This window comes from Massilibacteroides sp. (assembly GCF_028705895.1).
Classification (GTDB): domain Bacteria; phylum Bacteroidota; class Bacteroidia; order Bacteroidales; family Tannerellaceae; genus Massilibacteroides.
This window is the reverse complement of sequence record NZ_JAQWCQ010000047.1, coordinates 18,800-30,108: the sequence shown is the minus strand read 5'-3', so window position 1 is coordinate 30,108 and position 11,309 is coordinate 18,800. Positions and strand designations below refer to the sequence as shown.

At 38.7% G+C, this 11,309-nt stretch carries 17 protein-coding genes; 5 read left to right on the top strand and 12 right to left on the bottom strand.

Annotation, left to right across the window (positions count from 1 at the left end):
* The first annotated feature begins 256 nt into the window (after nt 1-256).
* From PHT93_RS11610 to PHT93_RS11600, 3 genes are all read left to right on the top strand, one after another.
* Nucleotides 257-1,519: a HAMP domain-containing sensor histidine kinase gene (locus PHT93_RS11610; protein ID WP_300243080.1), complete on the top strand. Its 1,263-nt coding sequence runs from the start codon at nt 257-259 to the stop codon at nt 1,517-1,519.
* Between the two features lie 142 nt (nt 1,520-1,661).
* Nucleotides 1,662-2,153 (top strand): response regulator, encoded by a 492-nt coding sequence (locus PHT93_RS11605; protein WP_300243078.1) that lies wholly within the window; start codon nt 1,662-1,664, stop codon nt 2,151-2,153.
* Nucleotides 2,150-2,389 carry a helix-turn-helix domain-containing protein gene (locus tag PHT93_RS11600; RefSeq protein ID WP_300243076.1) on the top strand — a complete coding sequence of 80 codons (240 nt, stop codon included), beginning with the start codon at nt 2,150-2,152 and terminating at the stop codon, nt 2,387-2,389. Before PHT93_RS11605 ends, PHT93_RS11600 begins: the two co-directional genes overlap by 4 nt.
* Nucleotides 2,390-2,410: 21 nt before the next feature.
* Here the strand turns inward: PHT93_RS11600 and PHT93_RS11595 are convergent, their stop codons facing one another.
* The 9 genes from PHT93_RS11595 to PHT93_RS11555 form a co-directional block, all read right to left on the bottom strand.
* Nucleotides 2,411-3,475, bottom strand: a complete 1,065-nt coding sequence (locus PHT93_RS11595) for a hypothetical protein (RefSeq protein ID WP_300243074.1) — start codon at nt 3,473-3,475, stop codon at nt 2,411-2,413.
* A 19-nt stretch (nt 3,476-3,494) separates the two neighbouring features.
* Nucleotides 3,495-3,893, bottom strand: coding sequence for a hypothetical protein (locus tag PHT93_RS11590; RefSeq protein ID WP_300243072.1), 399 nt, complete (start codon nt 3,891-3,893; stop codon nt 3,495-3,497).
* The gene (locus PHT93_RS11585; protein WP_300243071.1) at nt 3,886-4,425 is read right to left on the bottom strand and encodes an RNA polymerase sigma factor; all 540 of its coding nucleotides are present in this window, start codon (nt 4,423-4,425) and stop codon (nt 3,886-3,888) included. The genes PHT93_RS11590 and PHT93_RS11585 overlap by 8 nt, the downstream gene beginning before the upstream one ends.
* Nucleotides 4,426-4,473: 48 nt before the next feature.
* Nucleotides 4,474-5,331, bottom strand: coding sequence for a carbohydrate kinase (locus tag PHT93_RS11580; protein WP_300243069.1), 858 nt, complete (start codon nt 5,329-5,331; stop codon nt 4,474-4,476).
* Between the two features lie 100 nt (nt 5,332-5,431).
* Nucleotides 5,432-6,124, bottom strand: coding sequence for a hypothetical protein (locus PHT93_RS11575; RefSeq protein WP_300243067.1), 693 nt, complete (start codon nt 6,122-6,124; stop codon nt 5,432-5,434).
* Nucleotides 6,125-6,433: 309 nt separating this feature from the next.
* Nucleotides 6,434-7,144, bottom strand: coding sequence for a UMP kinase (gene pyrH / locus PHT93_RS11570; protein ID WP_300243065.1), 711 nt, complete (start codon nt 7,142-7,144; stop codon nt 6,434-6,436).
* A 186-nt stretch (nt 7,145-7,330) separates the two neighbouring features.
* A complete protein-coding gene (locus tag PHT93_RS11565) occupies nt 7,331-8,083 on the bottom strand; it encodes a biotin--[acetyl-CoA-carboxylase] ligase (RefSeq protein ID WP_300243063.1) in 753 nt (250 codons plus the stop codon).
* A complete protein-coding gene (locus PHT93_RS11560; RefSeq protein ID WP_300243061.1) occupies nt 8,073-8,426 on the bottom strand; it encodes an MmcQ/YjbR family DNA-binding protein in 354 nt (117 codons plus the stop codon). The genes PHT93_RS11565 and PHT93_RS11560 overlap by 11 nt, the downstream gene beginning before the upstream one ends.
* An 11-nt stretch (nt 8,427-8,437) precedes the next feature.
* Nucleotides 8,438-8,806 carry a YraN family protein gene (locus PHT93_RS11555; RefSeq protein WP_300243058.1) on the bottom strand — a complete coding sequence of 123 codons (369 nt, stop codon included), beginning with the start codon at nt 8,804-8,806 and terminating at the stop codon, nt 8,438-8,440.
* Nucleotides 8,807-8,875: 69 nt separating this feature from the next.
* Between PHT93_RS11555 and PHT93_RS11550 the strand changes: the two genes are divergently transcribed.
* Both PHT93_RS11550 and PHT93_RS11545 read left to right on the top strand, forming a co-directional pair.
* Complete coding sequence (locus PHT93_RS11550) at nt 8,876-9,103, top strand: hypothetical protein (protein WP_300243056.1); 228 nt, start codon at nt 8,876-8,878, stop codon at nt 9,101-9,103.
* Nucleotides 9,100-9,540 (top strand): nucleoside deaminase, encoded by a 441-nt coding sequence (locus tag PHT93_RS11545; RefSeq protein ID WP_300243053.1) that lies wholly within the window; start codon nt 9,100-9,102, stop codon nt 9,538-9,540. Before PHT93_RS11550 ends, PHT93_RS11545 begins: the two co-directional genes overlap by 4 nt.
* A 16-nt stretch (nt 9,541-9,556) precedes the next feature.
* Here PHT93_RS11545 and PHT93_RS11540 read toward each other — a convergent pair whose 3' ends face one another.
* From PHT93_RS11540 to PHT93_RS11530, 3 genes are read right to left on the bottom strand one after another with little or no spacing between them, the layout of a single operon-like run.
* Nucleotides 9,557-9,817 carry a DUF4834 family protein gene (locus tag PHT93_RS11540; RefSeq protein WP_300243051.1) on the bottom strand — a complete coding sequence of 87 codons (261 nt, stop codon included), beginning with the start codon at nt 9,815-9,817 and terminating at the stop codon, nt 9,557-9,559.
* 58 nt (nt 9,818-9,875) lie between these two features.
* Nucleotides 9,876-10,574 (bottom strand): CDP-diacylglycerol--serine O-phosphatidyltransferase, encoded by a 699-nt coding sequence (gene pssA / locus PHT93_RS11535; protein ID WP_300243049.1) that lies wholly within the window; start codon nt 10,572-10,574, stop codon nt 9,876-9,878.
* Nucleotides 10,575-10,587: 13 nt separating this feature from the next.
* Nucleotides 10,588-11,262, bottom strand: coding sequence for a phosphatidylserine decarboxylase family protein (locus tag PHT93_RS11530; RefSeq protein ID WP_300243046.1), 675 nt, complete (start codon nt 11,260-11,262; stop codon nt 10,588-10,590).
* Nucleotides 11,263-11,309 lie beyond the last annotated feature (47 nt).

Genomic DNA, 11,309 nt, shown 5'->3' with positions numbered 1-11,309 from the left:
TGGAATCCAGCTTAGGCTGGCTTTATAAACAGGGGGTAGGGTTTCGAAAAAAAGAAATATAACACGATACAGACCGTGTAATTAAACAAATCCGACTGTCTGGAATTTTAGTCGGTTAATAGTGTTTATGAATATTCGAATCATTAGTATTATATTTGTTTTTTCAGTGTTATTGTTATTGATTTTTCAATCTGTGTGGCTTTATAATACTTATCAATTAGAAAAAGAAAGAATCTATATAAACCTTAATAGTTTTTTGGAGAAGAGTGTTAAAGATGAGATGTCTATACGCTTCAAAAAAGAAATGGAGGGTAATAGTGAAGAAGATAAGGGGCTCTATATTTCTACCGAGGAGATTAAAGAAAAAGATCTTTCTAATGCTTCAATGATTACTCTTGATATAGAAGATAGTTTTAATGACAGCCCTTTACAACACGTATTGGTTCTTGCTGGTTTTTATTTTGATTTAGGTCAGTTAGATAGTTTGTTTCAAAAAGAACTGACACTAGCTAATTATCAATTAGACTATCAGATCTGCTATAAAGACTCTACGGGAGTTCTTTTGGAAAAGGTGGGTGGAGCCGGATTACATGATAAAAAGGGACTTTTTGTATCCGAAACAATCCCCATTGTTCATAAGAATTATGTACAACTAATTGCAGACATTTCAGTTCCCGTTGTTTTAAAACAAATGATTGGCTTGACGGTTGCTTCCTTTATCATGCTTCTTGTTTTAATGATTGCTCTTATTGTTCAAATTCGCTTTGCCTACAACCAATACCGTCTAAATAAACTCCGTGAGGACTTTAGTCAGGCGCTTATTCATGATCTGAAAAGTCCGTTGAGTACGATTCACATAACGCTTTCGAATTATGCCAATGGCCTTTTTGAAAAGAATCCTGAGTTTGGAAAACAGGCTACTTCAATTGCCATTGACCAAGTGCTGAACATAAAGACGTTGGTCGATCGTATTCTTAGTATAGCCCGTTTTGAAGAGAAAAAGATGGAGGTGATACGAACGGAAGTAGATCTGCCTGCCATTGTGCGAAAAATTACGGAGACTTACTCGGTGTCAGCGAAGAAAAGGGTCGAGTTTAAGACAGCGTTCTCCCTCTCGGATAATCCTTTGTTGATTGATGAAACATTGATTAGTCAGTCAATCAGTAATCTGGTAGATAATGCGATCAAATATTCTGGAGATTCTGTTATTGTCCGTATTACGTGTGAAGTGCGAGGTACAATGTTGTATATCCGGATAAAAGATGACGGTTTTGGCATTTCGGAAAAAGAACAAGAAAAAATATTCAATAAATTTGAAAGGGGAGGAGCTATCTTTCGTAGAGGGGCAAAAGGATTTGGATTAGGTCTTAACTATGTGAAACATGTGGCACTGGCACATCAGGGTACGGTTGCTGTTTACAGCAATAAGGGAGAAGGCAGTGAATTTACGATGGTTATTCCATTGCTGGTGAAAGTAATTGGAAAAGATGAGTTTAATAACCTGCAAGATGAATTGTGAAAAATAAACACCCAGGAAATAAATTAGTTTTTTGGGAGTATTGGCCTTGATTATTCTTCATAATCTGTATGATTGTTGAAAAAAATAATTAAATTGCAAAGACAGTTTTTCTTTACTGTTCACTTCTGTTTAACAATTGTAAATGAAAGAAAAAATGGACATGATTAAGCTTTTACTTGTTGAAGATGATGATTCGCTGTCTTTTATGCTGAAAGGTAGCCTTGAATTATTGGGAAAATATGAAATACATACGGCTACAAATGGTATAGAAGGGATTAGTGTATATAATAAAATACATCCGGATATCATTGTTGCCGACGTGGAGATGCCGCAGATGAGCGGATTCGAGATGGTGAAGAAGATCAGAGAAACAGACGTACATACTCCGATTATTTTTGCATCAGCCCGCAAGAATCCCAAAGATCTGATTGACGGTCTTAATCTTGGAGCCGATAATTTTATCCGGAAGCCTTATCTTCCTGAAGAGTTGAATATCCAGATTTTGGTACTGTTGAGAAGAATAAAAGAGAATCAGGTGACAACGCACACCGATCACAAATATACTTTCGGAACATCTCAATTAGATACGCAAATACGATCTCTTGAGTTGGGAAACGGGAAAAAATTCAGTTGACGGATCGTGAAGTAAAGATATTAAAACTTCTGATCGAAAAGAAAGGAGAGGTGGTCAGGAAAGAAGATATACTCACCACTCTTTGGGGGGATAATAGCTTTTATACCGCGCGTAGTCTGGATGTTTTTATTGCAAAAATACGGAAATACCTGAAAGAAGATATTTCCGCAGAGATACAAACGATCCGTGGCGATGGGTTTCGGCTATTAATTACTAATGCCCCTTCAGAATCCTGATTTTTTCATAAAAGATTCTGTTTAACTTTTTCTGTTTCGAAAGAAGGCGATGAAACCGACTATTGTGAAAAGAATAACCCCACCGGTTACTATAAATGCCCAGATATTTGATGCTCTGTATGTTGCTGTTGCAGTATAATCATTTGTCAATAGTCTCAGTCCGTCTATTTTCCACTTTATATTAGTGCGACTAACATTATTCGTATTCGCATTTAAAATAGTGTACGGAACATTCAGTTCGTAGCATAAAACGATATTGATGGCATTTACTAAACTTGTTTCAGTTTCGAAGTCTGCGTCAAATTCTTCTTTTTTAGCTTTATACAGTTCGGAATATCGGGTTGTCTTATAATACTGATCCAAAGCAATACAGACATTTCCCGGCTCAATATCGTCTCCGTTTTCTCTTTTCCGAATATCATTGAACAATTGATCTTTATCTACGTCAGAAAAATCGTTTTCGTTTGATTTCTCATTGATAAGAGTCAGGCTGACCTCAAAACAATTCCGATGAAACCAGTCAATAAATTTGGTTTCGATGTCGCTTAATATGCTTGTTATCTCTGATCCGTTATATCCTTTAAGAGCTTCAATATCCCCCTGTGTCCAAAGTCTCTGTTCCTCTTTAGTTAAGTAGTTATCAATGGAAACAGGTATCTCAGCCTCTAATTTCTTGTAAACGGCTTTAAAAGAATAGTACGTGTAGAACCACCTAAACTGTTTGGTTAATGACTCAACAGGAGAGAAAAATGAACGATTTATTCCCGTTATGCCCCCGTTTTCTGAATAATCGGCTAAACAAATCGCCTCTTTACTTGCCATGATATTGAACTTCATCTCGTGTCCCATAAATTTGTTTGAAACAGTCGAATCCAAGTAGGTTAACGTCCAGCCGTTATTAACATTAAACAAGAAAGGGGTTGCTGATTGATCTCCCTTTAGAAAAACCGAATCTGCAAGTGCATATACTTCCCGTTGCGTATGCGACTCTTTATCAATCGTTGTGACTACCTTATAGTAGGTTTCGCAAGATGACATGGCTAACAGGACGATGAGAATCGTCAGAAATATCTTCGTTGTTTTCATAATCTTGACCATGAATTAGTTATTCTTTATTACTCGTATGAAATAATGCTTTACGCATCTCCTTTTTTTGCTCTCTACTTCTGATTAAGCAGTTTAATTGACCCAAAGCCGGAGTATCTTGTCTGATTTCGTGCAACTGCGAGAGTCTGCTGAAATTGGGTTCAAACTTTGCCTGACTTTGGGGTATCCCTGCTTTCGTTTCACTGTATTGAGAATAGAAAAGGACAGCAAAAAAGAAGCAGGCAACTGAAGAAGCCCATAAGAAATACCTGGCTAAAAGTCTGGGCTTTCTGCTGGGAGCAGGCAAAGTCATATTCTTCATTATTCTTTCGGTCAATGCAGACGAATCTATTATTTCCGGCTGAATGCCCCTGATTTTACTCAGCAAATCATTGTATGATTTATCTACTTCATTCATAAGGCTTAAGTTTTGATTTAATATACTTTCTGGCTAAGTATAGATTACTTTTAATCTGAGAGGGAGACATTTGGGTGATAATACTTATCTCCTTAATATCCAATTCTTCAATATCGCTAAGTATAAATACTTGCTTTTGCTTCGGCGTCAGACGTTCTGTTGTTTGTAGAATCAGCGCTTTTAGCTCTTTGTTATGTATTGAGCCGAGAATATCCGTGTCCGAATTAATCGTTAATCCGGAGAGCCCCACCTGCTCTTTGTTTTTGACAGATCTGAGTCTGTCATAGCAGAGGTTTGCGGTGATTTTATATAACCAGGTAGAAAACTTATATGTGTTATTATATTTCCCGATATTCTGCCAGACCTTTATGAACACATCCTGCGTTACGTCCTCAGCATCCGTCTCATTACAAAGCATCCTGAAGGCAAGCGTATAGACCATCTGTTGGTATTCAGATAAAAGATGTCTGAAGGCATTTGTGTCGCCTTGCAGACATAATTTGATATATTGATCTATCTGAATAGAATTCATTGAGCATCTTTTCTCTATTATACGTACCTAAAGATAAAAAGTCGAAAGTTAATACGTTACCCATGCGCCGGCCTGTGTACATACAAAAGCAGCTGTCTTAACTGCTTGTTCATGTGCTTCTTTAACATTCATTCCTGTAAGCAATGAATAGATAAATGCGCCTGTAAATGAATCTCCGGCTCCTACCGTGTCCAAGACCTTGACGCGTGGAGTGGGAATTGTGGAAACAATATCGCTTGTGTAAACAGTGCTGTATTCGCTTCCGGCAGTAAGTATAAGGTGTGAGAGGCGGAAGGTGTCGAGTAGGAAACGACAAGCTTTCTCATTGTCGCTTCCCAGACAGAACAGGTCACAAAGTAGAACCAATTCTTCGTCATTTATCTTAAAGACGGAGGCTTTTCTCAGTGAAGCCTCAATCAGTTCTTTAGAGTAATAATGCTGACGTATATTAATATCAAAAACGCGCAAAGCCTCAGCCGGTGTCAGACCGATCAAGGCGTTGATTGTCTCACGTGATGTCTTACTACGCTGTGCCAATGTTCCGAAACAGATCGCATCCGCACGTTTTACCAGACTGACTGCTTCTTCTGTCAATGGAATATAATCCCAGGCTACGTTTTCCGTAATGACATAGGAGGGTATCCCGTCTCTAAGTGTGACGGGCACATACCCTGTCGGAAAATCCACTTTAGGCACCCAATAGTTTATGCCGTTTCGTCCCAGTTCCCGAATTATTTCCTCTCCATCATCATCATTGCCGACAGCACTTATCGCATGCCCTTCCGCGCCAAGACATGACGCATGATATACAAAATTGACAGGTGCGCCTCCCGCTCGTCGTCCCCCCGGCAACATATCCCAAAGCAACTCACCTATTCCTATTACAACCGGTTTTTGTGTTTTCATGTTATATTATTCTGTATTTGATTTAAGAGCATTACCATCCTGCATTCTGCGAATATAACTTTTTGCTAACATTAATTAGTTGCTTTGGAACAGGAAAAAATTACTGCTGATTAAAGAACAATTCGAAAAGATAGCTATCTAAATTATCGTCCTTCTCCAGTCCGAGATCTCTTTTGATATTTGATTTATGCTTTCTGATAGCGTGGTCTGTAATATTATAACATAAAGAAACGTGTTCCTTTTTCATGCCTATTCCAAAACAAATACAGTATTGTATCCGGAGATCACTTATGTTTCTTTTCTTTAATATGAAAAGACTGTCTTTATCTATTCGTTGCAGTCTCTCCAGATATTTATCCCTTTCCTCAGGGTAAGCCAATAGATTTTCTTTTACTAATGTGGTTACTTTATCAACCAATTCATCTCGTTCCTTCTTTATTGTCTTTGTCTCTTTTAGCCCATGCATTTGTAATCGCGCCTCTGCCTTTTGTAATTCAACAATTTTCTTTTGCTTATGACTCAGAAGCAATAGGGTACGTTTCCATCGTATAATTAAAGAAATGGTAACGATGGCTAAAACACATAAAGTTGATAAAAATATAAGGATCTGCCTTTGTTGTTGAATTAGACTTTCTTTTTTGTCAGTTTCGTATTTAGTCTGCACATCCGATGTTTCCTTTGTCTTTTGTGATTTTTCAATAAAACAAATATAGTCCTGCGCATTTATATCATGTGCTAGATAAAGGGATAGTGTTAATAAAGTTATCAACAATAACTTGAGTCTGATAATCATATACAGGGTTGTTGGTCGTTCTACATTAAATAAAGTTAGCTTAAGCAAATATATGAAAAATGATATAAAACAAACGTATTTAGTGAAGAATGAAAACTTACTTTGACTGAGTATAATTATGACCTGTTAAGATATGTATTTGAAAGAGAGGCAAAAAAATAAGAAATTGTATATAAAATAAATTTAAGGCTCTTGGTTTAGTTTGCCGAGGCTCTTCGGCAAACTAAACCAAGAGCCTCGGTAAACCGGTCAAACCTTTTCGGCAAACTGAATTATAATGACGTTTGTTTTTTACGTCGTTATATTGGTTTAATTATGTACTAATGTTCCGATATTTTCTCCGTTCATAACCTTTTTGAGATTGCCGTTTGTGTCCATGTCGAAAACGATAATTGGGAGATTGTTTTCTTTACACATGGTGGTGGCGGTAAGATCCATCACTTTTAGTCCCCGGTTGTATATTTCATCGTATGTGATTTCATTGAATTTTGTAGCCGTCGGGTCTTTCTCCGGATCGGCAGTGTATATACCGTCAACCCGGGTACCTTTGAGCATAACATCTGCTTCGATTTCGATGCCACGCAATGATGAACCGGTGTCTGTTGTAAAGAATGGATTGCCTGTTCCACCGGATAGGATAACTACATTGCCTTGCTCAAGAAGTTCAATCGCTTTCCATTTGTTATAAAATTCCCCGATAGGTTCCATACGGATGGCTGTCAGTACTTTTGCTTTTACACCTTGTGCAGTAAGAGCAGAACTCAGGGCAAGGCTGTTGATAACGGTAGCAAGCATACCCATCTGATCTCCCTTCACCCGGTCAAAACCTTTGGATGCACCACTGAGGCCACGGAAAATATTACCTCCTCCGATCACGATACCTATCTGTACGCCCATTTCCGCTATTTCGCGGATTTGCGTTGCATATTCGTTCAGTCTGTTTTCGTCTATTCCGTATTGTTTACCTCCCATTAAGGATTCTCCACTTAATTTCAGTAGAATTCGTTTGTATTTAGCCATGCTTTTGTGTGTTTGTGTGATTTACAAATGTAATATAAGTTCGTGATACTGTATAATGTTTGTTGTCGCAATGTAATTTGCTGCATTTATTTTTGCAGTGTAAGAAGACACACATACAAATCAGAAACCAAAACCGCATTCCTAACAAATCAGCGGCCTGCTTTTTCGGGAGAAAAACAGGCTGTGTCATTTTATAGCGACCTCTTTGAATGCGTAACAACGGGTCTCTCCATTGGCAAGTTCTAAAACTAAATGCCCTGTCGGCATGATCTCTTTAATCCTCGCTTCAAACGAGCCGTCTTTATCAGAATAGCTGTGAAATCCTTTCCCTCTGTAAAGAACGTCTTTATATTCTTTTCTTATTTCCTCTTTCTTCTCCTGTAGAAGTTGCAGGTAGAGGGCATAGAAGTGTTGTTGAAAGAGATGAAGCATTTCTCCAAGATTATATTCTTCTCCTGTGATTTGGGTGAGAGAAACAGGATTGGGAGCATCACTAAAGAATCTCTTCTGATTGATGTTGATTCCGATTCCGCAGATTGAGCAATGAATCGTTTTACCTGCCAGATCGTTTTCAATCAGCATCCCGCAAATCTTTCGATCGTTCCAATAAATATCGTTCGGCCATTTTACCCAAATATTGTCCGTGAATGTTGCCAAGGTTCTCTTAACGCTTAGCGCACAGACTTGTGAAATAAGAAATTGTTCGTTGGCTGCTACGGTTTCCGGATAAATCACCATGCTGAATGTCAGGTTTTTCCCTGCTTCGGACTCCCATTTGTTACCGGTCTGCCCCCTTCCTGCTGTTTGAGACATAGAAACAACCAGACTGCCTTCCGCCAACTCTTTTTCAGAAAGAATTCTCCGTAGTTGACTATTTGTTGAATCTGTTTCTTCCAGGTAAATAACCTCCGGACTGTCTTCGAATGAACTATTCTGCATAGAGCTCTCTGATCTTCTTCGGTAGTTTAGCGATCACTTCCCGGAAAGAGTGATCAATCCATTTTTTTATCTCTTCGTCCGGCATATCTCTCTGTAGAAAGATTGAATTCCAGTATTTTTTGTTGAAGTGATAAGCCGGTTCAACAGCGTTGTATTTTTCCCGGAGCTCCTCTGTATAATCAGGATTACATTTGAGAGAAATCTTCGGCTCTTCAGCATCCAACGGCAGAAGGAGGAACATTTTGTTTTCCACTTTGAATACTAAAGAAACGTCATCAAAAGGAAAATTCTCTGTTACATTCCTGAAACTTAAACAGTACTCTCTAACTTCTTCAATATTCATTTCTTGCAGATTTAACGATTAATGGGAGCATAAAAAGCATCTTCTATATGATCTATCTGGTGGCCGTTCTTGCCTTTTATTACAATAATAACATCGAAACGAACGTCAACATCTAAATTATGAAAGCGGATGTAAGCATCAGTAGCAGATACAATCCGTTTGATTTTCGCTTTGGTAACCGCCTTTTCAGGAGGTAGCAGGTAGTTTGCAGAACGGGTTTTTACTTCAACAACGACCAATTCGTTTTCCTGCATAGCGATGATGTCTAATTCGTAATGATGCCAACGCCAGTTGGTCTGCAGGATACTAAACCCGTTTTTCTTCAGCCAGGCACTTGCCTCCTGTTCTCCTTCTTTTCCTGTCTCGTTGTGTTCCGCCATGCTATCTGTTTGCACAAATATAATGAAATTCTTTTTTATTTAACTGAACGCGTGTACATTTGCAATAGTATGAAACCTGTTCGTAAAAAATCGCAAGCATTACCGAATCAGCCCCGAGTACATAGGGTTGCTTTCATGCTTAATGACGATGAGTCTAAAGTTGTAGATCGTTATTTGCAGAAATACAAGATACAAAACAAATCCCGTTGGTATCGGGAGACGATTCTTACGCATATTCTTCGTACGCTTGAGGAAGATTATCCTACTTTATTTAAAGAAACGGAGATGAGACGATGAGTTTGTTGGGTGACGATTATTTTATGAAACAGGCTTTGGCGGAGGCGCGTCTTGCCGCTGAAGAAGGTGAGGTTCCTGTTGGTGCTGTAATTGTATGTAATGACCGTATTATTGCCCGTGCTCATAATCAAACAGAACGTCTTAATGATCCTACCGCTCACGCGGAAATGTTGGCTATTACTGCAGCTACCGGGGTGTTAGGCGCTAAGTATCTATCGGATTGTAAATTATATGTAACAGTAGAACCCTGTGTAATGTGTGCAGGAGCAATTGGCTGGTCTCAGATCGGAACAATAATCTACGGTGCATCAGACGAAAAACGAGGTTTCTCTACATACGCTCCATTAGCCATGCATCCGAAAGCGGTTATAAAAAGCGGGGTGTTAGAACAAGAATGTGCCGGTGAAATGACCGTTTTCTTCAAAAAACGGCGGTAGTTCTCTTCAGGAATATTTACTTCACTTCTTCGTAGTCAACATATTCCCCTTCATCTTCTGCAATAATCTTTTTGCGCGGAGCTTCGTTTTGATGAGCTTTTGATGATTGGCTTTGTCCGCGATTAGAAGACGTTGTCTGGCGTCGTTGTCCTCCTTTGTCTCCGTTACTGTTTCCTTTCCCGAATAAAATATGCTTGAATGTGCGTAAGACGGAGAACCCCAATAAAGAAAGGAGTAACAGAAAGAAGAAGAACAGAACAAATAAAAACTTAAACATAGACGTTATATTCTTTTTTATAAAAAGTTTGAATCACAAATATAAGCAATCTTTGTGTTCATTTTTTGTTAAAAATAGACAAGATAATATATAGTAATATAGCACCGGCAAGTCCTAATAGTCCCCAAAGTATGATGAAAATGGCGGAACAGATGATCAGAATATAGCGAAGTTCGTTTCCTTTCCAGGCAAGAGACTTGATCTTTAATGAAAACATCGGTATCTCTGAGACTAATAAATAGGATGTTGAGAAAATGACCACAAGAGTGCAGATCACAAATAAAGATTGGTTATTCTGTATTATCGGTAACGCCGAATAAGCGGCAGATGACAAAAACAGGGCATGCGCCGGAACGGGGAGTCCGATAAAAGAAGTTGTCTGTCGAGTGTCAATGTTGAATTTTGCTAATCGTAAAGCGGAGAATACCGGGATGACAAAAGCCAGATAGGGGATAAGAGCGTTTAATGTGCTGAAAGGCAATGCGGACGAAGCCTGATTTAACAGAGTGAAAATAATCATACCCGGGGCAACACCAAAGCTAACCATATCGGCTAAAGAATCAAGATCTTTTCCTATCGGAGAGAATGCATTAAACGTACGCGCTGCAAATCCATCAAAGAAATCAAATACGGCTCCTGCGATAATCCAGAGCGTAGCATACAAAATATTGCCTTGTAATGCTTGCACGCAAGCAACACAACCACATACAAGACTTAAACTGGTGATTGTATTGGGAATGTATTTCGTGATGTTCATATGTGTGGGAATATTATTGGTATTTGCATTTTCCCAAACGCGCAATCGGAGTCTGATTACCTGTTACCTTCTGGTCCATTTCCACTAATACTTCCGTATCTACAGGAAGATATACATCTACACGAGACCCGAATTTGATGAAGCCCATCTGTTCATCAACGTGACATTTCTCTCCGACTTTAGCATATGTGACAATTCGGCGCGCCATGGCTCCTGCAATTTGCCGAGCCAGAATGTCTATGCCGCTGCGTGTTGTAATTATAACGGCCGATCGTTCGTTTTCCGTACTACTTTTGGGTAGGTAAGCAGCCATAAAACGACCGGAATTGTGTGAAACGTGTTTTACTGTACCATTTACAGGAAACCAGTTGGCATGTACGTTAAAAACGGACATGAATATGGAGATCTGAAGTCGCTTTTCGTGAAGAATTTCATTCTCCATAACTTCTTCAATCGCAACGATTGTACCATCTGCGGGAGCAATAACTAATCCTTCGGAATCAAAAGGGAAGCGCCGGAACGGACTGCGAAAAAAGTTTAGAACTAATAAGAATAATATGGATGAAATACTTAAGACAGAATAAAATAATAATCCCTTGCCAATTAAATGATAGATGGCAAGATTGATAAAAAACAAGATGGTAAATAAAGATAGTAATAATCCCGTTCCTTCTCTGTGTACTTTCATCCCTTAATTTACTGAGTACTTATTGACTATTATGAATGCGCAAAAGT

Bases quoted from the DNA above. Each gene is read 5' to 3' on its own strand.
- PHT93_RS11530 (WP_300243046.1), bottom strand. From the start codon at position 11,262: ATGAAAGTACACAGAGAAGGAACGGGATTATTACTATCTTTATTTACC.
- PHT93_RS11560 (WP_300243061.1), bottom strand. From the start codon at position 8,426: ATGAATATTGAAGAAGTTAGAGAGTACTGTTTAAGTTTCAGGAATGTA.
- pssA (WP_300243049.1), bottom strand. From the start codon at position 10,574: ATGAACATCACGAAATACATTCCCAATACAATCACCAGTTTAAGTCTT.
- PHT93_RS11575 (WP_300243067.1), bottom strand. From the start codon at position 6,124: ATGATTATCAGACTCAAGTTATTGTTGATAACTTTATTAACACTATCC.
- PHT93_RS11585 (WP_300243071.1), bottom strand. From the start codon at position 4,425: ATGAATTCTATTCAGATAGATCAATATATCAAATTATGTCTGCAAGGC.
- PHT93_RS11550 (WP_300243056.1), top strand. From the start codon at position 8,876: ATGAAACCTGTTCGTAAAAAATCGCAAGCATTACCGAATCAGCCCCGA.
- PHT93_RS11540 (WP_300243051.1), bottom strand. From the start codon at position 9,817: ATGTTTAAGTTTTTATTTGTTCTGTTCTTCTTCTTTCTGTTACTCCTT.
- PHT93_RS11555 (WP_300243058.1), bottom strand. From the start codon at position 8,806: ATGGCGGAACACAACGAGACAGGAAAAGAAGGAGAACAGGAGGCAAGT.
- PHT93_RS11590 (WP_300243072.1), bottom strand. From the start codon at position 3,893: ATGAATGAAGTAGATAAATCATACAATGATTTGCTGAGTAAAATCAGG.
- PHT93_RS11595 (WP_300243074.1), bottom strand. From the start codon at position 3,475: ATGAAAACAACGAAGATATTTCTGACGATTCTCATCGTCCTGTTAGCC.
- PHT93_RS11545 (WP_300243053.1), top strand. From the start codon at position 9,100: ATGAGTTTGTTGGGTGACGATTATTTTATGAAACAGGCTTTGGCGGAG.
- PHT93_RS11565 (WP_300243063.1), bottom strand. From the start codon at position 8,083: ATGCAGAATAGTTCATTCGAAGACAGTCCGGAGGTTATTTACCTGGAA.
- pyrH (WP_300243065.1), bottom strand. From the start codon at position 7,144: ATGGCTAAATACAAACGAATTCTACTGAAATTAAGTGGAGAATCCTTA.
- PHT93_RS11605 (WP_300243078.1), top strand. From the start codon at position 1,662: ATGAAAGAAAAAATGGACATGATTAAGCTTTTACTTGTTGAAGATGAT.
- PHT93_RS11580 (WP_300243069.1), bottom strand. From the start codon at position 5,331: ATGAAAACACAAAAACCGGTTGTAATAGGAATAGGTGAGTTGCTTTGG.